A 22,512-nucleotide genomic window follows, 5' to 3' on the forward strand; every position below is an offset into this window, starting at 1 on the left:
CTATACGGTTGATTCCATCAGTTCACCCAGGATCTTCTGGGCGGCAATGGAAATAACCGTGCCGGGGCCAAAGACGCCTTTCACGCCCGCGTCGTAGAGATATTGGTAATCAGCAGCGGGGATAACGCCCCCGGCAATCACCAGGATATCGTCGCGGCCAATAGCACGTAGCTCGTCGATCAGTTGCGGTACCAGCGTTTTGTGGCCCGCCGCCAGACTCGACACACCAACGACGTGTACATCATTCTCGGCAGCCTGACGCGCCACTTCGGCCGGTGTCTGGAATAGCGGTCCCATGTCGACATCGAAACCCAAATCGGCGAAGCTAGTTGCGATGATTTTGGCACCCCGGTCGTGACCGTCCTGCCCCATTTTAGCTACCAGCATTCGGGGACGGCGCCCTTCTTCCTCAGCAAAGCGATTGGCCATCTCACGCGCCAGCCGGAAATTCTCATCGTCAGATACCTCTGCCTGATACACGCCCGATACAGCCCGGATAGTCGCTTTGTGCCGCCCGAACACCACTTCGAGTGCATCCGAAATTTCACCCAGCGTAGCCCGGTGGCGGGCCGCTTCAATAGCTAAAGCGAGGAGGTTAGACCCCACCCCCGTCCCCTCCCCTGAAAACCAGGGGAGGGGGGTAGACTCGCCCCTAGCTTCACCCCTCCCCTGGTTTCCAGGGGAGGGGACGGGGGTGGGGTCAGCCGCTGCCGTCAATGCTGTCAGCGCCGCCTGTACCTTCGCCTGATCGCGGGTGGCACGTACCTGACGCAGACGCTCGATCTGACTGGTGCGCACGGCCTGATTATCGACTTCGAGCAGTTCGATGTCAGTTTCGGTCTGGGCGCGGTATTTATTTACGCCCACGATCACGTCGCGGCCGCTGTCGATGCGGGCCTGTTTGCGGGCGGCGGCTTCTTCAATACGCAGCTTGGGTAAGCCCGTGTCGATGGCTTTCGTCATGCCGCCCAGTTGTTCCACCTCGTCGATGAGGGCGCTGGCCTTATCGATCAGCTCGTTCGTCAGATACTCTACGTAATACGAGCCACCCCAGGGGTCGACAGCGCGGGTGACGTCGGTTTCGTGTTGCAGGTAGAGTTGCGTATTGCGGGCGATGCGGGCCGAAAAGTCGGTGGGCAGCGCGATGGCTTCGTCCAGCGAATTGGTGTGCAGGCTTTGGGTGCCACCCAACACCGCCGCCAGTGCCTCGATGGTGGTGCGGGCTACGTTGTTGAACGGGTCTTGTTCGGTGAGGCTGTAGCCCGACGTCTGGCAGTGAGTGCGCAACGCCAGCGATTTGGCATTTTTTGGGCCAAACTGTTGCACGAGCGAGGCCCACAGCACCCGCCCGGCCCGCATTTTGGCAATTTCCATGAAGTGATTGACGCCAATACCCCAGAAAAACGACAGGCGCGGCGCAAACTGATCAATGCTCATGCCCGCGGCTAGCCCCGTGCGGATGTATTCGAGACCGTCGGCCAGGGTGTAGGCGAGTTCGAGGTGGGCGGGTGCTCCGGCCTCGTGCATGTGGTAGCCGCTGATGCTGATGCTGTTGAACTTCGGCATGTGGCGGCTCGTGTACGCAAAAATATCGCCAATGATGCGCATCGACGGCGCAGGCGGGTAGATGTATGTGTTCCGCACCATGAACTCCTTCAGAATGTCGTTCTGGATGGTTCCCGACAGTTTCTCGGGGGCAACGCCCTGCTCTTCGGCCGCTACGATGTAAAAAGCCATGATGGGCAACACCGCCCCGTTCATGGTCATCGACACCGACATCTGATCGAGCGGAATCTGGTCGAACAGGATTTTCATGTCCTCGACCGTATCGATGGCTACGCCCGCCTTACCCACATCGCCCACCACGCGCGGGTGGTCGGAGTCGTAGCCCCGGTGCGTGGCCAGGTCAAAAGCGACCGACAGCCCTTTCTGCCCCGCCGCCAGGTTGCGCCGGTAAAATGCATTCGACGCTTCGGCGGTACTGAACCCTGCATACTGCCGGATAGTCCACGGTTGGCGCACATACATGCTGGCGTAGGGTCCGCGCAGATAGGGCGGAATGCCAGCCTGCCAGCCCGCCAGTTTCGATGGAGCGTCGGACACCGTGAAGTGGGGCTTCAGCCGAATGCCTTCCGCCGTGGTGAAAGGTGGCGTGTTAGGCGTGGTTGGCGATGAAACGGGTAACGCAGGTATGTTGGTGAAGTCAGGGCGCATGGCAGTAGGGCTGATCAGGAAAAACGGGCGAGCAGACCCGCCGATAAGCAACCCAAAATAACGGCTTTCGGCGCACATTCGTGATGTCACTTCATTCCACCGGAACGTACCCAGCCTTACGCATCTTATAAACGCATTTAGTTGATTTAAACTATATCTTTAGTGGTTTCTACGCACGGCTCATGGTTACCTGCCACTTTAGAACGTACCTGTTGCTCAGCCTGTTTTTCGTCCCGGCAATAAGCTGCGCGCAGGACATTCTCTATCCACCTGTTTCCACTGACTCAACTGACAACAGGCCAACAACGTACCTGACCACTGACTCGGCGGCCATTACGCACCGAAAACGCCGTCAGTTGCTGGGCGGCTCAACCGTGCTTTCGTTGGGGGCAACGTATGTGTATCTCGAAAACAAATGGTGGCGTGAAGGCTACACCCGCTTTCACGTCGACAATGGGCGCGACTTCCGCTATGCCAGCAACGTCGACAAGCTCGGACATTTATTGGGGGGCGTGTTTACCGCCGACGCCTACTACGCGGGTTTTCGCTGGGCCGGTATGACCCCGAAGCGGGCCGGCTGGTACGCGGCGGGGGCGGCAGCGTTTGTGCAATTAAGCATTGAGTTCAAAGATGGCTTTTCACCGCGCTATGGCTTCAGTTGGGCCGATGTCACGGTGGGTACGTTGGGTGGGTTCTGGCCGATAGCGCAACAACAATCGGCCTTTCTGCGCGCTAGTCAGTGGAAGGTCAGCTATTGGCAGCGGACCAACAAGTATTTCGATCACCGGGGTATCAAAACACAGGCGTTCAGCATCGACGACTACATCAATCAAACCTATTGGTTTTCGTTCTCACCCCGGCAGCTAGTGGGCCCACGCCTCCGGCAAGCGTGGCCCGACTGGTTACAGCTATCCGTTGGAGCAGGCCTTGAGGCCGAAACCTGGAGTATTGGCCGCACCGGCGAAGGTGGGCGCTGGGAGTGGTATCTGGCGCCCGATGTAGACCTGGTCAGGCTATTCAAACCGCGCCGCCCGTTGATAAAAACCGTTTTGCATTGCCTGAACTACATCAAAGTACCAGCCCCGACGCTGCAAATCGGGCCAAAACCACGCCTCTGGTGGGTCTATTTTTAGGTGTGTATACTGAGCAATTTGTTTTCGTTACTGAATCAGTCAATTACCCATATCTACATTGATTATAGGACTTTTTTTACTACAATCTTCGGCTATACCTACCGTATGCCGTATATAAAGCCGATTATTTCGCTATGCTTTGTATTTTATTCTGTTTTTGAATAGTTTAGAGGACCGTAAAATAATTAGCCTACGGGCTTCCTCTTGTTTTAACCTAACCATGCGTTTCTTATTTCAGATCACCCGGCGGCCTCTGGCTCGTCTGGGGCTGCTGACAATAATTCTCGCCACCTGCTGCGTGGCTTCGTCGGTAGCCCAAACCTTCACCCCCGATCAGGCGCATGAAGACATGCTGTACCTGCGGCGGCAGTTGAAAACCTACCATCCCGGCATCGGTTACTACACACCCGAAGCGCGCATGGAGCAACTTTTCGACTCCCTGTATAATCACCTCGATGCACCGATCGACTACCTGTCGCTGTTCAGGTACGTAGCTCCTTACGTGAGCAGCCTCAAAGACGGGCACACGAATCTCAACCACCGAAACGGCTACCTCAACCGTACCACCCACTATGTGCCGTTCTACATTCGGCAGGTCGATGGCCGGTACTATATCAGCCACAATGCCTCGGAAGACACCACGTTGCGGCGCGGCACCGAACTGCTCTCCATTCAGGGCCAATCGGTGGGAAGCATTCACCAGACGTTGATGGACGGCGACCGCTCGGGTTCCGACGGCGACAACCGAAGCGGCCGCGAGCAGTGGAGCCTTACCCAGTTTGCCGATTATTATGCCGCCTGGTATGGCTCCGTCGACACGGTGCAGGTACGTTACCGCCTTCCCAACGACACACTAACGCGCCAGATACGTCTTGCCTGCCCCACCTCCGAGCGGTTTCGGTACCTGCTATCCCAGCGCTACCGCCGCGACTTCGAGCAGCAGCCCGACCTGCGCCAGCCCAACCTGAGCGTTCGGCTGGTCGATTCGCTCAGCGGCACCGCCGTGCTGCGTGTATCATCCTTTATGAATCCGCGCGGATTCGATCCGTTCCAGTGGCAGTTTAAACGCCGTCTCAAAAAAGCGTTTCAGCAGATTCAGGCCGCCGGGGTCAATAACCTGGTCGTCGATTTGCAGAATAACGGTGGGGGTGCGGTGCTCAACTCGGCGCGGTTGCTCCAATATTGGCTGCCCGAGCCGTTTACCGTGATGGAAGGCGAGCACATGAAACGGGCCGCCCGTGCCGAAATCATTACACGCTGGAACCCGTTGTCGGCGCTGAATTTCAGCATGAACTACAAAGCCGACGGGCGCGGCTGGTTTGCGAACCGGGTTGCCCGGAAACGGTTCCGGCCAGCGGGGAAGCTGGCGTTTCGGGGGAATCTGTACCTGCTGATGAACGGGTCTTCGTTCTCGGCAGCGGCGTCGGTACTGGCCAAGACGCTCGACGCGGGCCGGGGTACGTTTGTGGGTGAGGCCTGTGGTGGCGCCTATTGGGGCGATTTTGCGGGGCAGTTCAAATACATCACCCTCCCCCACTCGCAGATTCAGGTACGTTTGCCGCTGAAAAAGCTGGTTCATGCCGTCGCAGCCGATCACGCCAACGGCTTTACCATCGAACCCGATTTCCCGACGTCGCGCTCCTACGACGATTTGCTCCAAAACCGTAATTACACCCTGCATCAGGCGCTTCAGCTGATCAAGGAAGGCGTATCGGCCGTTCGGGCCACCACAAGCGGCCCCCTGGAAGCGCTTAACTGAGCAAGGGGCGTGGGGCTCGGGGCGTGGGGTAGTAAATCGTTACCCCACGCCCCGAGCCCCACGCCCCTTGCCTATTTAAACAAAATCGAAAACGATAGTTTGAACTGATCGTCGGTGGGTACCGCCAGCAGCGTGGGCCGTTCAACGGCGTAGTCGGTCAGCTTGACGGTAAACTGGCCGTCAAGCAGCCATTGACCGTTCTGGTCGCGGCGCGTGGCCTGGATGGTTACGGGCTTAGTCACATTGTGGAAGGTCAGCTTTCCGGTGGCCGTCAGCGAGCCATCCGCGTTCGTTTTTACGTCCTGACTGGTAAACGTAACGTTGGGGTATTTCAGGCCGTCGAGCACTTCCACCATATGCGAGTCGCGGTTTTGGTTCTGGCTGTCGAACGACGCCACCCGAACCACAACGGCCACCTGTTGCACCTGTTTGGTGGCATCGTCGATAACCAACGCCGCATTGACGTCGCGGCTCACCCCTTCCCAATCGTGCATGGGGTGTTTCATGGCATACGTTACCGTCGATTTGGTCTTATCGGCAACGAGTTTTTTCGGCGCGATGGGGGCAAATGCCGTACAAGCCAGCAGCAGCGCAATGAGTTTCATGAGTTGGCTAAGACAATAGGCCTTTGTCATCAGTCGACAGACTGTTGAGGGTCAACTGACGACAAAGGCGTGAATCCGTTAAAATTTCAAGACGATGATGGACGCCGCAAACGCTCCGAACGTGGTGTAGGCAGCCGCGCGGTGATAGGGCTTCAGCGTGAAATCCTTTTCGATCTGATGAGCCAGAATATTAGTGGCCACCATACCCGCCAGGTGAACAATCGCGAGGTATTTGTGCAGCTTGATGGTACTCAGCCCGCGCCGCTGCCCAACCGCCGGGGGTGGGGCCGTCAGCGCCAGCAGCGCCGTCGTGCCGTAGGCAATGTTGATGGCCGTAGCCATGCCTTCGTGCAGTTCTTTGATGCGCGTGTAGTCGTTCCCTTTTGCGTTGTACAACTGCGACCCGATGATCCCCTGCGCAATGAAACCCGCCAGCGTGACAAAGCCGCCAATCTGGTGCAGGCTCAGCATGGTCCGGCGGACCTTCAGTTCCTTTTCACGACCTTCCACCGTCAGGGGTGAAGCCCCCACCAGGCGCACCAGCCCTTTTTTACCCCAGAACACCCGTTGGGTCAAGAGCATATGGTCGGGCAGCAACGGAGGGGCCGCAATCGAATCGGTGAGGCTGGACAGCAGCGCATCGGCCGATTCCGTGGCGGGGCGGGTGGTATCGGCAACGGCCGTAGCGGGAGCAGCTACGTTGGTGGTGTCCTGCGCCTGTACCGTCGAAAACGCACAGCAGCTCAACAGGCCGATCAGAAAGGAGCGAATCATACTCATGTAGGACTAAGCGTTAAGTATGGTGAATACGCCCCGTTCACCCACCAGATTGCGGGCAGACGGGGCGCACTCACGACACGTTTTTACGGATCAGGCTTTTACGGTCAGCGTATTGCCATCAGCCGATAGCGTAGCCGTATAGCGTTTTAAAGCCGTAGCCGCGGGGCCTTTGTTGACCGAGCCGTCGGTTTTAAATTCAGAGCCGTGGGCCGAACATACGATATCGTCGTTGCTAGACCGATAGGCGAGCAGGTCCTGCCCCTCGTGTGTGCACAAGCGTTGCAGGGCCACAAATCCGCTTTTGGCATTGGCGATAAACACGTCGCCAACTTTCAGGGCCGCGCCTGCCGTTTTCAGGCCGCTGACATTGGTGTTGGTGAGGTCGAGCGTAAAGTTGATGGCCCCACCGGCTGTGGTGGCGTTGCCGGTCAACCCGTTGCTGCCGCCACCGCTTCCGCCTGTGCCGGGAATCGTAGGCGTAGTGGGGGCCGGATCGCTCGACTTGCACGACGAGAGCGTGCTGCCCATGCAATAGAAGGTCATTAGCGCGGCGGTGCTAAGGCCAAGGCTGCGCATAAAATCGCCCCTCGATAGAGCGGCTGATTCGTTGGTCGAGTTGGTATCGGCGGATTGGCTGTTTTTGTTCATAACATGCTGACGTTTAAGGGGCAATCGTGTGTTGGTACAGTTAATTAAACAGAAAGGGGCATTTACAGAATTGGATAAAGTTGTCAGAAGCGATACCGAAGGCCGACAAACGCGCCGGTGCTGATCAGCTTCACGCGAAAGACACCTACGCCTTTGAGCGGGATTTTCATAAACGGCTCAACCTGCCAGGATAAACGCCTTGTGATAGGCCGTTCGTATCCCATCGACACGTTGATGTTACTAAAGCCAAACGAACCACCAGGCCGCCCCGCTTTTTGATTGTCCCAGCCGGTGTTCATCCCGATGCGCGGGTCGGCTGGGTCGGCAAATTCGTAGGTGTACGTTTCGCGCTGAATGAAGTAGCTCGTCAGGCCGGCCGTGGCAAACCAGCGGGCTGGCGCGCGCCCATCGCCACGCGGCCGGAGCAGCCAGTCGTAGCGTAGGTTCAGCGGCAGGTCAAGCATTTTACACACCCCGTCAATCTCTTTGGGCATCACGTAAAGGTGGTTGTTAAGTGGCGGGTTGGGCCAAACGTATTCATCTGAGTAGGTCTGGTACCGTTTGGTGCTCAACATAACGCCGGTATGCAGGCTCAGGCGATCAGTCAGTTGGTATTGTACCGATACGCCCATATTGCTTCCCGGCCGATCGAAGTTTTTCAGCCCGATGCTACTCAGATCAGGCGAGGCAAATACCATCACACTGAACCGCGATAGCCGGGGCGTTGATTGGCGGGCAGGTTGCTCAACGGCCACTTCCTGCACTTCGACCGCTGGCGGCGATGGCTTATTCACCAGGCTACTTAAGCTGGTCGCCGATGTCAAAGCTGGCAACCAACGCGCATCCATGGACGCGCTGGCCGCTGGCACGTTGGCTCGTACGGGAGCGTCAGGTACGTTGCCAGATACAGATGTGCTGGGTACGTCCATACCGGGTACGTCCATACCGGGTACGTTCAGGCGGGGCGATGCAGGTACGTCCGCCTGGTCAGGTACGTTGCCGGTCCGTGATCGGCGCCACAGCGTCGTCTGGTCAATGGCTCTATTTCGTCGTTTGGTCAGCACGGTTGCGCCGGCCACTACCGCATCCTGTTGGCGATCAGCTCGTTTTGCGCTGATTGGCCGAGCTGCCGGGTCGAGCCGCGACGACTTCCCCAACGTACCGACAGGCTCGCCTGTATGGGTAGCAGACGGCCGGTCGGATAGGGTCAGGGGCAACGTTTCAGGTTGTGTTGTTTGCTGCCGAACAGAAGGTATATCGCTCCGCTTGTCGCTTACGGTAGTCTCGTTGGTTTTGGCGGGTTGGGTCCGGTTCAGCGCCAACGCAGGCGATGCATCGGTTTGTGGTGAAGCAGACGGCGGGGTTGCCTGCGGCTTAGACGGCTCCACAGACGCAACCGGGTTGGCCTCAGCAATCGGGGTGGACTCGGGCTGCTGCCGTGGTACTGGGCTGGCCTTGACTGCCCCTTGCTGATGAATGCCAGCCGCCTTAGGTACGTAGATCATCCAGCCGAGTCCCCCCAACAACAGCAGCAGCATCGCCCCAATGCCGCCCCACCGGCTAATCTGGTCAAACCAGGTACGTCGGTCGTAGTCATCCAGCCGGCGCGACATGTCGGCCCAGTCTTTAGGATCGAAGGGAGCGTCGAACTCTTCAGCCGATTTTCTGAAGAGTTCGTCCAGATGGTTATCGGGCCACTCTTCCATACTCATCGTTTGTTTTTTTTTGTAGCAACAGCCGCAGGTTTTCCCGCGCCCGCGCCAAGTTCGATTTCGACGACCCTACCGAAATACCCAGTTGCGTGGCTATTTCGTCGTGGCTGTACCCATCAATAGCGTAGAGGTTAAACACCATCCGGTAGGCTGGCGTCAGTTGCTGTACCAGCGACAGCAGGTATTCGTGACTCAACCCGCTCAGGGCATCGGCTTCCTGACTCGTCAGGTGTTCGGCGGCGTGCAGATCGTTCTGGTAATAGTGCGGCGCAGCCTGCCGGTAATAGTCGGTAGCGGTGTTGATCAGGATCCGGCGCAGCCATGGTTTGAATGGTTGCGCCGGATCATATTGGTGTAGCTTCGTAAACACTTTCAGGAATCCATCGTTGAGCACTTCCACCGCTTCTTCGCGGGTCTGCGTATAGCGCAGGCAGACACTCATCGCGTAGCCGTAGAACTGCCGGTACAACAGTTCCTGACTCCGCCGGTTATGGCGTAGACAGCCTGCCAGCAAGTCGGGTAGGGCCTGTATGGACGGCGGATTCGCCATAGAACGAGCGTCGAAGCGTTAAAAATTGAGTAATCGTCGGGCCAATCAGGAACACCCGGTTAGGGTGCTTCCGGCGAATCGGCATAGACAATGGGCCACACACCCGGCCTGGGTACGCTCACGCCCTTTGTAACACCACGCTGACTGGCATCCGGGCCAAAGTAATAGAGTGGCCACCCTTTGTACGTAAGTTGTGTACGACCAGCCGCCGTAGTTGTCGCAAAATCACTCGCTTTCAAAATCGACGGAATCGATTTGATCGCCGAACCTTCCCAAATTGGCCAGGTCGCGTTGTTGCTGAAGTCGGCCTTGGTGTAGTTGTTTGTTCCTTTTTTGTCATTCGCAAAGGCATAGAGCGTTTTGCCGCCGGCATCGGTAAAGTACAGCGTTGAGCCGGTTCCTTCCTTGTAGTCTTTCGTATATGATTTGCCGTCGTTGCCAACCAGTTGCGTCGACGCAATCATCACCGTGTAGTCGGGTTTGGCCACGTACCAGACCTTATTAACGTTCTCGCCAAGTACATCCCCTGCCTTTGCATCGCTTTTGTAATAATAGAGCGGCCAGCCCTGAAAAGCGGTTTGTTTACTGCCATCGGCGCGGGTGATAGTTGTGAAATCGGCCGCGGCCAGGCTGGTACTCAAGGTAGGTGTTTCTTTGTAAAAAATAGGCCAGGTATCCAGGCATTGACCCGAACAGGCCGATTTGCCCGTAACGTCTGGTGCGAAAAAGTACAGTGTTCGTCCGTTTTGGTCGGTAATGACGTTGCCAAGCGAGGTCGGGTTCACCTGAATATCGGGACCGGGCGTGGCTTCGGTGTCTTTTTTACAGGCCGTCAGCACAGCCACGAGCGAAGCCGTCGACAGGATGAGTACCAGCAAAGAGCGTAGAGAGTACGAGTTATACAGCATAATTTTCAACTGATTTTTCGAGGAGAAATGTGACAGTTGAACCGGTTCATTAGGCTGTACGGAAACCGTTCGCGGCCGGTTGCGTCGGCGGAAAAAGTTTTTGGGCAGGGGGGCGTTGGCAAAGGGCTCGGGGCAGGGAGTAACATGGAATAGCAGGGGCTAGATCGACGACCTTGCTTCGTGCTATTCCCGACCCCGAGCCCCCTGCCCCACGCCCCTACAAATCAGCAAAGCGGCGGACGCCTTTAACGAAATAAGCCCAGATAAAGCTTTTAGGGAAAAGCGGCACGGCGGTGGTAGCTTGCCGGGCCAACGCCTGCCGCTGCGGCCGGAGCCGGGGCAGCCAGCCATAAAAAGCAAAATGCGCCCGAATAATGGCCCAAATAGCCGCCAGTTCGCCACGCAGCAACAACGGAGCCGCCGAGAGGCCGTCTACGATCAGCCGGAACAACAACAGCCCCCACGGATTGCGCTGCGGCAGGTTTTTGTATAACATGGCGAGGCTATTCCGGTAGTTCAGGTACGTCTTTTTCGGACTGGTTTTCGCCAACGTACCGGCCCCTACGTGGTACACCACCGAGCCGCCACAGGTCCAGACTTCGTAGCCCAGCCGCTGCACCCGCCAGCACCAGTCGATCTCTTCCATGTGCGCGAAAAACGACGCGTCGAAGCCGCCCGTTTTGTGAAAAACCGAAGCCCGCACAAACAGGCATGCCCCCGACGCCCAGAACACCCGCCGATCGTCGTCATACTGGCCTGTATCGGTTTCAACGGTGTCGAACATTCGTCCCCGACAGGCCGCGAAACCCAGCCAGTCGAGGTAGCCGCCCGCCCCGCCCGCATACTCAAACTGCGCAGGCTGGGCCTGCATCCTGATCTTGGGCTGGCAGGCAACAGTGTTGGGATTGGCCGCAAACAGGTCGAGCACGGGCCGGATCCAGTTGGGCGACACCTCGACGTCGGAATTAAGCAGGCAGTAGTACTCGGCGTCGATCTGGCTCAGAGCGGTATTGTAGCCGCCCGCGTAGCCCTCGTTGGTGGGCAGTTGCAGGATACGTACCTGCGGAAAATGCCCACGCAGGTACGTTACCGAATCGTCGGTGCTGGCGTTATCAGCCACATAAACCGAAAAGCCGTCGGCGTGTGCTAACACCGACGGCAGGAACCGGGCCAGGAAATCCCGCCCGTTATAATTCAGAATGACAATCGCTACCTGCAAAACTAGTTTGTCGTTTGGAGTTTAAGGTTTGTCGTTGGCTTACGCTCAGATACCGTCAAACGCTAAACGACAAACCTCAAACGAATTTACCCCATCAGGTTGCCCAGGTCCATGCCGGGGATGTTGGGAAGCAGACCTTCGGTAGCTTGCTGAATGTGGGCTTTGATTTTCGGCTCGATGTTGTCCATCGCCTTGTTGATGGCCGCCACAATCAGGTCCTGAAGCATTTCGCGGTCGTCGGGCTTCACCAGATCGGGGTCGATATCGAGTTGGATGAGTTGTTTCTGGCCGTTTACGGTGGCCCGAACCAGGCCTGCGCCCGATTCGCCGGTGGCACTGATGGTGTTGAGGCTATCCTGGGCCGCTTTCATTTTGGCCTGGATCTCCTTCATCTTTCCCATCATGCCCATCATATCGCCAAGATTTCCAAACATAGCTTTACTGGACAAGGAGTAATGAACAACGTATAATGTATGATGTACAATGAATGGGTGATTACCGAGGAAATCCATTGTTCATCCACATTGTTCATTACACATCGTTCGGTTCATTTGAGTTCATCGGATAAGCAGAAAGCGGCCGGTCCGTTCGTAGGTCTTGCCGTTTATATCCTTGATTTTGATGCGGTATGAGTAATAGCCTGCCTGCGCCGGTTGCCCGTTTACATCGCCGTTCCAGCCCTTGTCGTCTTTGTTTGTGGTGTTATAAACCACGCCGCCCCACCGGTCATACACGGTCATGTCCAGTTCATTCCAGAACATGCCTTTGGGCATAAATTCGTTGTTCTGCGAATCGCCATTGGGGGAGAAGGCCGTCGGGACGAACAATCGGGGTGCCAACTGCACATCAATGGGGTTGGAATAGCTCTCGATACCTTTCGAGTCGACGGCAACCACCTGATACTGCGTCACCTGGCTTTGCGGATCGGGCGTGTATTGCGTTGCCCGGCCAATGTCGAACTTATCGTCAGGCTGTCCCGTGTTGGGATCGATCCGGACGATGAGGTACGAACCGGGTGTTTCGTTCGAGAACGGCGAGTCGTTGTTCCAGCGCAATACGCCATCGGGGCCCACCGTCAGCAGGATCGAGCAGGCGGGTTTGGTGTAAGCCGATCTGATACCGCACTTGTTGATAACGGCGGTCTGGTAGCAATAACTCTGCGTGCCGGTACTGGCCGTTTTGTCGGTGTAAGTCAGGTCATTGCTCGTGCCCAGATCGGCAAACGGACCGCCAAACTGATTAGCACGGGCTACCACCAGCGTGTAGACTGCCGCGGGTGTCGTTTGCGGTTGGGGCAAGGCCGATTTTACATAAACGCCATCGCCCTGTACCGATACAAACATAGACGCTGGCCCCGCGATGGTGCCTGCATCGACACCTGTCACGCACGATTCGGCCGAGGTGACGATCGTTTGGTCAGGCGTGATGGGCGGGTTGGTCAGCGTGGCTTCGAGCCGGTAGCAGTAGCGGTCGCCGCATTGAATGTTGAAGGCGTCGGTGTAGGAACTTTGCCCCGAAGGCAACCCACCAACCAGCGGCGCGCCACCGTTGCGGTAAATTCGATAGCCCCGGAAGCTGTCGTAGGTACCGCTATAGGGAATCCAGTTGAGTTTGTTCTGCCGGTCGGCGGCCTGTGCGTTTAAGACAAGGCTGCATACCTCCGACGACCGCCGCTCCACGCCGCAGGCATCTTTGGCAACTACCTGAAAGCAGGTCACCTTATCAGACGGGGCCGCCACCGTAAACGGGCTCGCCGGGCTCACCAGCCCCACGCTGACAAATCCACTACCACCCGCATCTTTGCGGAGTATCTCGGCGGTTGTACCCGTTGGTGCCTGATAGCGCAACGTGATGGCATTGTCCGACGATATGAGCGAATTGATAACCGGGTTCACGGCCGACGACGCATTTTGGGGAACAACCACCGTCTGTGAAGCCGGTCCCTGACAACCGCTTGTTCCCCCTATCAAACCACGCACGGTCACAGTCCGCGATAAGGTATTGGCGTAAGTATGTACAACGGTTTTAGGGCCCGGCGTTGGGTACGTATCGCTTGCCCCGTCGCCCCATGTGATAGTGATCACATCATACGTTGCCGTTTCAGCAGTCAGGTTATAGGTCAGCGTTGTGCTCAGGCCTGAACAGACTTTGGCCGTAAACTCGATAGGCTTGGGCTGTACCACCTCCACGGTTCGGCAGGCGATGGTGCCCTGCGCCCGGTTGGCCTTCTGCAAAATAGTGTAGCTGCCCGGCGCTGTATATGTATTGGTCGTTCGTGAAACGGCATTTGTAACGTTTGCAGCGGGCGTTACGCCATCGTACTGGAACTGATACGCGGCATTTTTGACATCGGCTGGTACTCCCGTAATGGTGATAGCCTGCCCCAAGCACACTTTTGCAGGCACGGTAAAGGAGCCGACGTTAGGGTCTCCGGGATAACTCCCTGTCGGACATTGCCCCCGCGCCGTACGGACACTAAAAAACAGGCAGCTCCAAAGGGCGCTAACCGCCAGAAGCCTGTAAAAAATTGCGCTCACAACGTATTGCTCTTTCGTATAACAACTACTTAAATGATCTGACTTCCTAACGTCGATTGCGCCGTTTTCGCGTCTGACGAAACGTATCTTTGTCGGAACCCGTTTTACTCTTGTAAGCCATCAGGGCCTCCGCAACGTACCTGAGTCTGACCAGTTCGTCACAAAAAACAGGCCACTATTCGGTAAAGCCAACGGCTACATGCTATGAACAAAGATACTACGATTATCCACCTGGATACTATAGAGGAGGCGATCGCCGACATACGCGCCGGTAAGATCGTTTTGGTGGTTGATGACGAAGACCGGGAAAATGAAGGCGACATGATCTGCGCGGCAGAGACCATCACGCCTGAGCTCGTCAATTTCATGATCAAAGAGGCGCGGGGCCTGATGTGCGCCCCCCTGACCATCGAGCGCTGCGACGAACTTGGTCTCGACATGATGGTGGGCAACAATACATCGGTCCACACCACGCCGTTCACCGTATCGGTCGATCTGCTGGGACACGGGTGTACGACAGGCATTTCGGCCTCCGATCGGTCCAAGACCATTCGCGCGCTGGTCGATCCCGAAACGAATCCCGATGAGTTGGGTCGTCCCGGCCATATTTTCCCCCTGCGGGCCGTGGAAGGCGGTGTCATCAGGCGGGCGGGCCATACCGAAGCCGCCGTCGATCTGGCGCGGCTGGCTGGCTTGAAACCGGCTGGGGTGTTGATCGAAGTCCTGAACGAAGATGGTACGATGGCACGCCTGCCCGAACTGCGCGTGATGGCCGACCGCTTCGGCATGAAGCTCATCAGCATTCAGGATCTGATCGCTTATCGCCTCCGCACCGAGAGCCTGATTCGCCGCGAAATCGGCGTGGATATGCCCACCGAATGGGGCCACTTCGACCTCATCGCCTTCAAACAAAGCAATACCGATGATACGCACTTGGCGCTGGTAAAAGGCACCTGGGAGCCTGGCGAACCCGTGCTGGTGCGCGTGCACTCATCCTGCGTAACGGGCGATATCTTCGGCTCGTGCCGGTGCGACTGCGGCGGACAACTCCACGCGGCCATGGAAATGGTCGAGCGCGAAGGCAAAGGCGTGGTGCTGTATATGTTTCAGGAAGGGCGCGGCATTGGGCTGATCAACAAGCTGAAAGCCTACAAACTTCAGGAAATGGGGCGCGATACCGTCGAGGCGAATCTTGATCTGGGTCTGCCGATGGACGCCCGCGATTATGGCGTGGGGGCGCAAATCCTGCGCGATCTGAACGTGCATAAACTCCGCCTTATCTCCAACAATCCGAAGAAACGGGCGGGCCTGATGGGCTATGGCCTGGAAATTGTTGACACTGTGCCGATTGAAATGCCCAGTAATCCCCATAATGAGCGTTATTTAGCTACGAAGCGTGATAAAATGGGTCATACCATTTTAAAGTAGAGACGCAACCCTTTGCGTCTCACCTGCGTCAGTAATACAACGTACCTGCTGCTGACGTACCTCAAACCATCCGGCGGTGAGACGCAAAGGGTTGCGCCTCTACATACCCAAATACATGTCATTCCTTTTCCCGTCTTTTCTGTGGGGTTTGTTGGGACTATCTATCCCGATCGCCATTCACTTCTTCAACTTCCGACGTACCCGGCGGGTGTTTTTTACCAACGTGGCGCTGTTGCAGTCGGTGCAGACCAATACCCGGTCGTTTCGGCGGTTACGGCACTGGCTGGTGCTGGCAGCGCGCTGTCTGTTTCTGGCGGCGCTGGTGCTGGCGTTTGCCCAGCCGTTCAAGGCGTCGAAAAGTGCCATGGGCCTTACGCGGCAGGGTATTACCAGCTTCTACGTCGACAACTCGTTCAGCATGCAGAACGAGCAGAACGAGAAACGGTATATCGACATTGCCGTCGGGAAACTCGATGAATTGCTGACGCTCTTTCGCAACGCCACGTCGCTGCAATTGCTCACCAACGATTTTTCGGCGGGCGAACAGCAAACCACCAATGCCGAAGACCTGCGCGACCGCGTCACGTCGATCAAACTGGCACAGACACCCCGCACCCTAGATGCCGTGTACCGGCGGCAGCGCAACCTGTTGGCGGCCGCCAATCGGGGCGCGGGGCATCAGCTCTTCTGGTTTTCTGATTTTCAGAAAAGTACCGCCGGTGATCTGAGCCGCCTCAAAGTCGATACGGCCGACCGGCTCTTTCTGATACCGATTCAGGCGCAGGCAGTGCGCAACGTAGCCGTCGATTCAGTCTGGCTGGGTACGCCGTTCATCCGCGAGCAGCAAAACAACAGCTTGAACGTGCGGCTCCAGAATAGCGGCAAAGAAGCCGTGCAGAACCTGCCCATCCGGCTGTATATCGACGACGTCCAGGTATCCACGGCATCGGTCAACCTACCGGCCAACGGCACCGGTGACGTGGCCATGACCATCAACGTGACGAAAAAGGGCTTTCACCGGGGTCGCGTGGTCTTCGACGATTTCCCCGTTACGTTCGACAACGAATACTACTTCACACTCGAAGCCTCGCCCGCTATCCGGGTGTTGCACCTGTATGGTCAACGCAGCCCGTCGGATTACGTGCAGGCCGTTTTCGACAACGACAGTCTCTTTAACTTCCGGCAGTTTACCGCTCAGAACTTCGACGTGGGGCAGTTGAAAGGCACCGATCTGGTGGTGCTCGAAGGCGTGGCGCAGATCGCGGGTACGTTGCGCACCGAACTGGAGCAATTCGCCCGGCAGGGCGGCAGCCTGGTGGTGATTCCGCCGTCGCAGCCCGATCAGGGCAGTTACGGGCCGTTTCTGGCGGCGCTCAACGTACCTGGCTTGCAAGTCATTTCAGCGGCCGGCGCAACGCCACTACCCGTAGCCGAACCCGACCGGCGCAACCCATTCTTTTCCGATGTGTTCCAGCAGGGGTTCCAACAGGAAAGCCTCAACATGCCGCAGGCCACGCCCGTCTGGCAATGGGCAAGCGGCGACCGCCTGCTCACCCTGCGTAGTGGGCAGGTATTCCTGACTCAGTCGCGCGTGACCAACGCCAACCGGCAGCAGGGGCAACTCTATTTGATGGCCAGCCCGCTCAGTTCCGACTATGGTAACCTGGCCCAACACGCGCTGTTTGTGCCGTTGATGTACAAAATGGCCGCCCTGAGCGTTCGGCCACAACGCGTAGCCTACACCTTCGACGATAACCTGCTGACGTTGCCCATCCGAGCCACAACCGGGCAGGCTACCGATCAGGCGGTGTATAAGCTGAAAAACAAAGCGTTTGAGTTTATTCCGGTACAGCGCATCGTGGGCAATCAACTAACCCTGGAATTGCCCAAGGCGAATCAGCTCAATGCCGGGCAGTCGATCGAGGCGGGTTTCTTTGAGTTGCAGCGAACCGACGCCAACGGGCAGCCGCAGACCGAGCGTATTGTGGCGCTCAACCACGGCCGGGCCGAGTCGCAGATGAATTTTTACAGTCCGGCCGAACTCCGGCAGGCGTTTAATGGTCAGGCCAACGTCGAAGTATTCGACAGCGTACAGGATCGTGATTTCGTGCAGGTGCTGGAACGCGAAAACGTCGGCACCAACCTCTGGCCCTACTTCCTGATTGCGGCACTGGCGTTTCTACTGTTCGAAATCGGCATTATCCGGTTCTTGCGGTGACCCCGTCCAATCTGGCTGGTCTATTGATTAACAGCAAACCGTTCGCTTAAAAAAGCAGACTTGCGGAACATCTGGGCATAGTTGCTTGTAATACCGGTTGATATATACGCAACAGCGCTGGCAGGTACGTTCCGCCGCGATTCGCCCCTAACGGGTTGATAACAATCAGATTGGCAGCTGATTGCCGCTGCCACAACCTGATCGTTCGTTGCGTACCTTGCCGAACAATCACATCGAACCAACACATACACAGACTCGTACACACATGAACTTCTTTGCCAAGGTCACTTATACTACGCTCGATGAAACCATCGAGAACGTGAAGCAGGCGGTTCTCGCTAACCGCGTTGTGCAGCTCGTCGATTTCAAGCCCGATATGCCGGTCCACGAATTTTACAGCCACCTGTCGGAGACAATTGGTAAAATTCATGCGGCCGATGAAGACATCGCGACGGGCAAACAGGTGAACAACCGCTGGATCGACATCACCTACAACCCGGAAATTCCGGATCGGTACCGGTCGAGCAACACCCGTCAGCCCCTGCACACCGACGATTCGTATGTGGAGCTGAACGGCGAAGAAGCCGTCAACTTCTTCTACTGTGCCTCGCGTGCTAAGCTGGGCGGTGCCACGACGTTTGTCGACCTGCCCCTGCTCATCGAATGCCTGAAGCTCGACGGCGAAGAGCAACTGCTTAACGACCTGCTGACCACCGACGTGGTGCATCAGAAGGGCGGGCAGCGCAAGGTGCGTAAGTGCCTCTACGAAGATGGCGAAGGTGGTTATCTGGCCAACTTCAACTTCTTCTGCGTGGACCGCGACGACAACACGCCCGAAGCGCTCGATCTGGTCGATCGCTGGCACAAATTCCTCGAAACACGCGTGATGGAAGCGGGTATCATTACGCCGGTTCAGTTGCAGGAAGGCGAATGCGTTTTCTTCCACGACGACCGCGTAATGCACGGCCGCAACGCATTCTTCGCCGAATATCCGGGTCAACGCAGCCTCATCAAAGGCAAAATTATCCTGACACCCGCAACGGTAGAAGCGTAAACAATGGGTGAATGCGCGAATGAGTGATTGAGTGAATAGCTGGCCGGTTTCACCGGGTGTATCAGTTACTGATCCAACTAGTCACTCAATCACTCATTCGCGCATTCATTCATTATACTATGGCACAACTAGGTTTTGGTACCTGGCAATTTGGCGGACCTAGCTACGTCAACGACAAGCCCACGGGCTGGGGCGTGGCCGACGAAGCCGAAGCGACGCAGGCAGTCCTGACGGCCCTCGACGCGGGCATTCGTTTTTTCGATACCGCCGATAGCTACGGGCAGGGGCAGGCCGAAAACTGGCTGGGTACTGCGCTGGCTCAACGTCCGGAAGCCGATGTGCTCGTCTGCACCAAATTTGGCAACCGCCGCGACGACGCCAATCAGCCCTATCAGGATTACAGCCCAACGTACCTGACCGAGGCCGTCGACGCAAGCCTGCGCCGCCTCCGCCGCGATTCCCTCGACATCTTGTTGCTACACAGCCCCCCCGACGCGTTCGACTGGGCGGCGTATGACCCGGAACCCTACGAAAAGCTAATTCAGGCGGGTAAGATTCGGGCGTATGGCGTCAGTTCGCGGTCGGTCTATGGGGCACGGCGCGTGATGGAAGCTGGTTTTGGGTCAGTGCTTGAAGTGATTTACAACGCGCTGGATCGCCGGGCCGAAGACCTGCTGTTTACGCACCCCGCCGCCGATGCCTATCAGTTTATTGCGCGGGTGCCATTGGCGTCGGGTTTTCTGAAAACAACGTACCTGACGCAGGACCCCACCTTTGCCGCCGACGAATACCGCCATTACCTGCCCGACCGTGACCGCGACTGGCTGCTGCACAGCACCCGCCAACTCGCGTTTCTGGATCAGTTGCCGGGTGGCCTCAGCGCATCGGCCCTGCGGTTTTGCCTCAGTCATCCGCGCGTATCGTTTGTCATCCCCGGCATGCGCCGCCCCGAGCACGTTCTGGCTCATGTACAGGCCGCCACACAGGGGGCATTACCTGCCGATAGCCTCACGGCCATCAAACAAGCCGTACCCGACGTACCAGCGCACTGGAAACCGGCGTAACTTTGGGGAAATTTTTGACCGGATTTTTCGATGACACGGCGTTTCTTTTTACGCTATCTTCCGATCAATTAATCCTGTACATCCTGTCAGCATCCCTATGAAGCTTAGCGTCGTTATACCGGCATACAACGAAGAAGAGTCGATCACGCAGACCTTACAAGCCCTTTACCAGACACTGGCGAAGTATGGCATCGACCACGAAATCTGTGTGACCAACGACAATTCGAAGGATAACACGCTGGCAGTGCTCCAAAATCTGCAACAGCAGATACCGACGCTCGTGGTGTTTACCAACCTCGGCCCCAACGGCTTTGGCTATGCGGTACGATACGGCCTCGAACGCTTCAGCGGCGACTGCGTGGCCGTTTTCATGGCTGATATGTCCGACGACCCGGAGGACCTGGTGAAGTATTACCAGAAAATGCGCGAGACCGGCACCGACGCCGTGTTTGGCTCTCGCTGGCAGAAAGGGGGCAAGGTCATCGACTACCCCGGCGTGAAGAAGGTCATCAACCGCGTGGCTAATTTCATCATCCGGATTATGATGGGTATTCGCTACGACGATACGACCAACGCGTTCAAACTATACCGCCGCGAAACGATGGAGGGGCTCAAGCCGTTTCTGTCGCCTCACTTCAACCTGACCGTCGAGCTACCGCTGAAAGCCATTGTGCGCGGCTACAACTACGAGGTGGTTCCCAACAGCTGGACCAACCGTAAGTATGGTGAGTCGAAGCTGAAAATCAAGGAGATGGGTAGCCGCTATTTCTTCATTCTGCTCTATTGCTGGATCGAAAAAACCTTCTCACGCGGCGATTACAAAAAGAAAACCGTGAAACCGGCGGTTGAAGTGAGCCGGTAGGGAATGTATAGTGTATGATGTATAATGTACAATGGCGTTGCCGATAAAAAGCCTACGCACGCGGCTCATTGTACATCGTACATTATTCATTATTCATCACTAAAGCCCCCATCAGTAGTTCGATGTGCGCGCGGAATTCGGTTTCCTGCTGGGTACGTTGCTCAGGTGTCCAGCCGCGCTCGACGGCAAGTAACTGCGCCGTGCGAGGAATGGCGGTCAGTGTGGCCTGCCAGTCGATCAGGCCGAGGCGAATGCGCCGCATCAGCACGTCGGGCAGGGTCTGGGCCATTTCCTGCCTGGCGGCGTAAATGACTTCCGCCTCAATAAACGGGTGATTGGGAGCCAGGCGGGCCAGCCACTCATGCTCTTCGCGCAACAGGCGCAACACCGCCAGCGCATCGGTGCCGTAGGTGTTGGCCAGGTGCTGCAACACATCGGCCGGATATTCGGGATAGCTATCGGCCAGGTGCTGCACGTACTGTTTGTTGAAACCGTCGGCACCCTGAAGCAGCAGCGTTTCGGTCACGCAGGCGGGTGACTTGCCCAAACGCGCACAGCATACGTCGATGGTTTCCTGCGCCATCAGCCGGTACGTCGTCCATTTGCCACCCATAATGCTCACCAGCCCCGACCGTTCGTCGACTTCGACCTCGTGATCGCGCACCAAGGCTTTGCTGCTGGCATTGGGGTCGGCTTGTAGCAGTGGTCGCAATCCGGCAAAACCACCCGTCACGGCCTCTACCGATACCGGCGTCGTAACCAGTTCATTGACGTGTTCCAACAGGTAGGCGGCCTCGTCGGGTAGCAGTGTAGGCGTGTCGGTGGGGTCGGCTTCGGTATCGGTAGTGCCAATGAGCCACTGCCCGCGCCAGGGAATGGCGAACAGCACCCGCCCGTCGTGCGTTTTGGGTACCAATAACGCGGCTTGTTCCGTTGGGCCGGTAGTCATCGGCAGCGCGTTGGCGGGCAGCACCGCGTGGGCTCCTTTACTCGCCCGCATCCGTCGCCCCTGACCGGCATTGGCTCCCTGCCGAAGCTGATCGGCGTGCGTACCCGTCGCGTTGATGAAGAGGTCGGCCCGGATGGTCAGCGCGTCGCCGGTTAGTTTATCCACAGCCCGAATCGCCGTTAATTTCCCACTGTCGTCGGTTTCCCAGCTTTCGGCCCGAACGTGGTTTACGGCTACAGCACCATGTTTAACGGCCGTTTGCACCAGACTCAGGTTCAGCCGAACGTCGTCGAACTGCCCGTCGTAATACAGCACGGCGCTGTTTAGTTTGTTGGCGTTGAAGGCCGGAAAATGGCGCAGCGCTTCGCGTTTGTTGAGCCAGCGGCTGGGTGCCATGCGGCGGCTCCCGGCCAGCCAGTCGTAGATTTTCAGCCCAATGGCATAATACCAACCTTCGAGCAGCGTAGCGCAGGGCGTAACCAAGGCCAGCGGGTGGCAGAGGTGCGGCGCGATGTGCAACAGTGTGCGGCGTTCGTGCAGGGCTTTCCGCACCAGCGCCAGTTGTTTGGGGTCAACCGTTTTTACGGCCTGTTCCAGATACCGAACGCCACCGTGCACCAGCTTGGTCGACGTACCTGACGTACCGGCGCCAAAGTCGTCGGCTTCAAGCAGGGCCACGCGTAGACCTCGGCTTGCCGCATCGGCGGCGCAGCCTGCACCAGAAGCTCCGGCTCCTATAATGCACACATCAAACGGTTCGGTCCGCAGCCGGTTCAGGTGGGAGACGCGGTTCATAGAGAGTCCATTCTCAGTTCACAGTTTACGGTCCTTAGTTGCTTTCAGACACACTGTGTGCCAACGCGACCCAGGAC

General features: G+C 57.2%; 18 protein-coding genes. 7 read left to right on the plus strand and 11 right to left on the minus strand.

Annotated features, from left to right (window positions below; genetic code table 11):
- A complete protein-coding gene (gene scpA, locus ACAW74_RS08860) occupies positions 1-2,214 on the minus strand; it encodes a methylmalonyl-CoA mutase (RefSeq protein ID WP_370697828.1) in 2,214 nt (737 codons plus the stop codon).
- Between the two features lie 182 nt (positions 2,215-2,396).
- Between scpA and ACAW74_RS08865 the strand changes: the two genes are divergently transcribed.
- Together ACAW74_RS08865 and ACAW74_RS08870 are read left to right on the plus strand one after the other, a co-directional pair.
- Entirely contained in the window at positions 2,397-3,347 is a 951-nt protein-coding gene (locus ACAW74_RS08865; RefSeq protein WP_370697829.1) for a DUF2279 domain-containing protein, read from the plus strand.
- 220 nt (positions 3,348-3,567) lie between these two features.
- A complete protein-coding gene (locus tag ACAW74_RS08870) occupies positions 3,568-5,106 on the plus strand; it encodes a S41 family peptidase (protein WP_370697830.1) in 1,539 nt (512 codons plus the stop codon).
- Between the two features lie 71 nt (positions 5,107-5,177).
- Here the strand turns inward: ACAW74_RS08870 and ACAW74_RS08875 are convergent, their stop codons facing one another.
- The 9 genes from ACAW74_RS08875 to ACAW74_RS08915 all read right to left on the minus strand — a co-directional run bounded on the left by ACAW74_RS08875 (position 5,178) and on the right by ACAW74_RS08915 (position 13,933).
- Entirely contained in the window at positions 5,178-5,711 is a 534-nt protein-coding gene (locus ACAW74_RS08875) for a YceI family protein (RefSeq protein WP_370697831.1), read from the minus strand.
- A 78-nt stretch (positions 5,712-5,789) separates the two neighbouring features.
- Positions 5,790-6,491, minus strand: coding sequence for a hypothetical protein (locus ACAW74_RS08880; RefSeq protein WP_370697832.1), 702 nt, complete (start codon positions 6,489-6,491; stop codon positions 5,790-5,792).
- Between the two features lie 90 nt (positions 6,492-6,581).
- On the minus strand, positions 6,582-7,139 hold the full coding sequence (locus ACAW74_RS08885; RefSeq protein WP_370697833.1) for a QcrA and Rieske domain-containing protein: 558 nt from the start codon (positions 7,137-7,139) through the stop codon (positions 6,582-6,584).
- A gap of 83 nt (positions 7,140-7,222) precedes the next feature.
- A complete protein-coding gene (locus ACAW74_RS08890) occupies positions 7,223-8,845 on the minus strand; it encodes a hypothetical protein (protein WP_370697834.1) in 1,623 nt (540 codons plus the stop codon).
- Positions 8,826-9,401, minus strand: a complete 576-nt coding sequence (locus ACAW74_RS08895; protein WP_370697835.1) for an RNA polymerase sigma factor — start codon at positions 9,399-9,401, stop codon at positions 8,826-8,828. The genes ACAW74_RS08890 and ACAW74_RS08895 overlap by 20 nt, the downstream gene beginning before the upstream one ends.
- A 59-nt stretch (positions 9,402-9,460) precedes the next feature.
- A complete protein-coding gene (locus ACAW74_RS08900; protein WP_370697836.1) occupies positions 9,461-10,279 on the minus strand; it encodes a hypothetical protein in 819 nt (272 codons plus the stop codon).
- A gap of 247 nt (positions 10,280-10,526) precedes the next feature.
- A complete protein-coding gene (locus tag ACAW74_RS08905) occupies positions 10,527-11,528 on the minus strand; it encodes a glycosyltransferase family 2 protein (RefSeq protein WP_370697837.1) in 1,002 nt (333 codons plus the stop codon).
- An 86-nt stretch (positions 11,529-11,614) separates the two neighbouring features.
- Positions 11,615-11,962 carry a YbaB/EbfC family nucleoid-associated protein gene (locus tag ACAW74_RS08910; RefSeq protein WP_370697838.1) on the minus strand — a complete coding sequence of 116 codons (348 nt, stop codon included), beginning with the start codon at positions 11,960-11,962 and terminating at the stop codon, positions 11,615-11,617.
- A 123-nt stretch (positions 11,963-12,085) separates the two neighbouring features.
- Positions 12,086-13,933 (minus strand): T9SS type B sorting domain-containing protein, encoded by a 1,848-nt coding sequence (locus ACAW74_RS08915; protein ID WP_370697839.1) that lies wholly within the window; start codon positions 13,931-13,933, stop codon positions 12,086-12,088.
- Positions 13,934-14,269: 336 nt separating this feature from the next.
- Between ACAW74_RS08915 and ACAW74_RS08920 the strand changes: the two genes are divergently transcribed.
- From ACAW74_RS08920 to ACAW74_RS08940, 5 genes are all read left to right on the plus strand, one after another.
- Positions 14,270-15,493 carry a bifunctional 3,4-dihydroxy-2-butanone-4-phosphate synthase/GTP cyclohydrolase II gene (locus ACAW74_RS08920; RefSeq protein ID WP_370697840.1) on the plus strand — a complete coding sequence of 408 codons (1,224 nt, stop codon included), beginning with the start codon at positions 14,270-14,272 and terminating at the stop codon, positions 15,491-15,493.
- A gap of 115 nt (positions 15,494-15,608) precedes the next feature.
- Complete coding sequence (locus tag ACAW74_RS08925) at positions 15,609-17,711, plus strand: BatA domain-containing protein (protein WP_370697841.1); 2,103 nt, start codon at positions 15,609-15,611, stop codon at positions 17,709-17,711.
- 265 nt (positions 17,712-17,976) lie between these two features.
- Complete coding sequence (locus tag ACAW74_RS08930) at positions 17,977-18,765, plus strand: TauD/TfdA family dioxygenase (RefSeq protein WP_370697842.1); 789 nt, start codon at positions 17,977-17,979, stop codon at positions 18,763-18,765.
- A 119-nt stretch (positions 18,766-18,884) separates the two neighbouring features.
- Positions 18,885-19,829: an aldo/keto reductase gene (locus ACAW74_RS08935; protein WP_370697843.1), complete on the plus strand. Its 945-nt coding sequence runs from the start codon at positions 18,885-18,887 to the stop codon at positions 19,827-19,829.
- Positions 19,830-19,926: 97 nt separating this feature from the next.
- Positions 19,927-20,691: a glycosyltransferase family 2 protein gene (locus ACAW74_RS08940; RefSeq protein ID WP_370697844.1), complete on the plus strand. Its 765-nt coding sequence runs from the start codon at positions 19,927-19,929 to the stop codon at positions 20,689-20,691.
- 82 nt (positions 20,692-20,773) lie between these two features.
- Here the strand turns inward: ACAW74_RS08940 and ACAW74_RS08945 are convergent, their stop codons facing one another.
- Entirely contained in the window at positions 20,774-22,435 is a 1,662-nt protein-coding gene (locus ACAW74_RS08945) for a glycerol-3-phosphate dehydrogenase/oxidase (RefSeq protein WP_370697845.1), read from the minus strand.
- Between the last annotated feature and the right edge of the window lie 77 nt (positions 22,436-22,512).

The sequence above is a fragment of the Fibrella musci genome (assembly GCF_041321105.1).
In the GTDB taxonomy this organism is placed as follows: domain Bacteria; phylum Bacteroidota; class Bacteroidia; order Cytophagales; family Spirosomataceae; genus Fibrella; species Fibrella musci.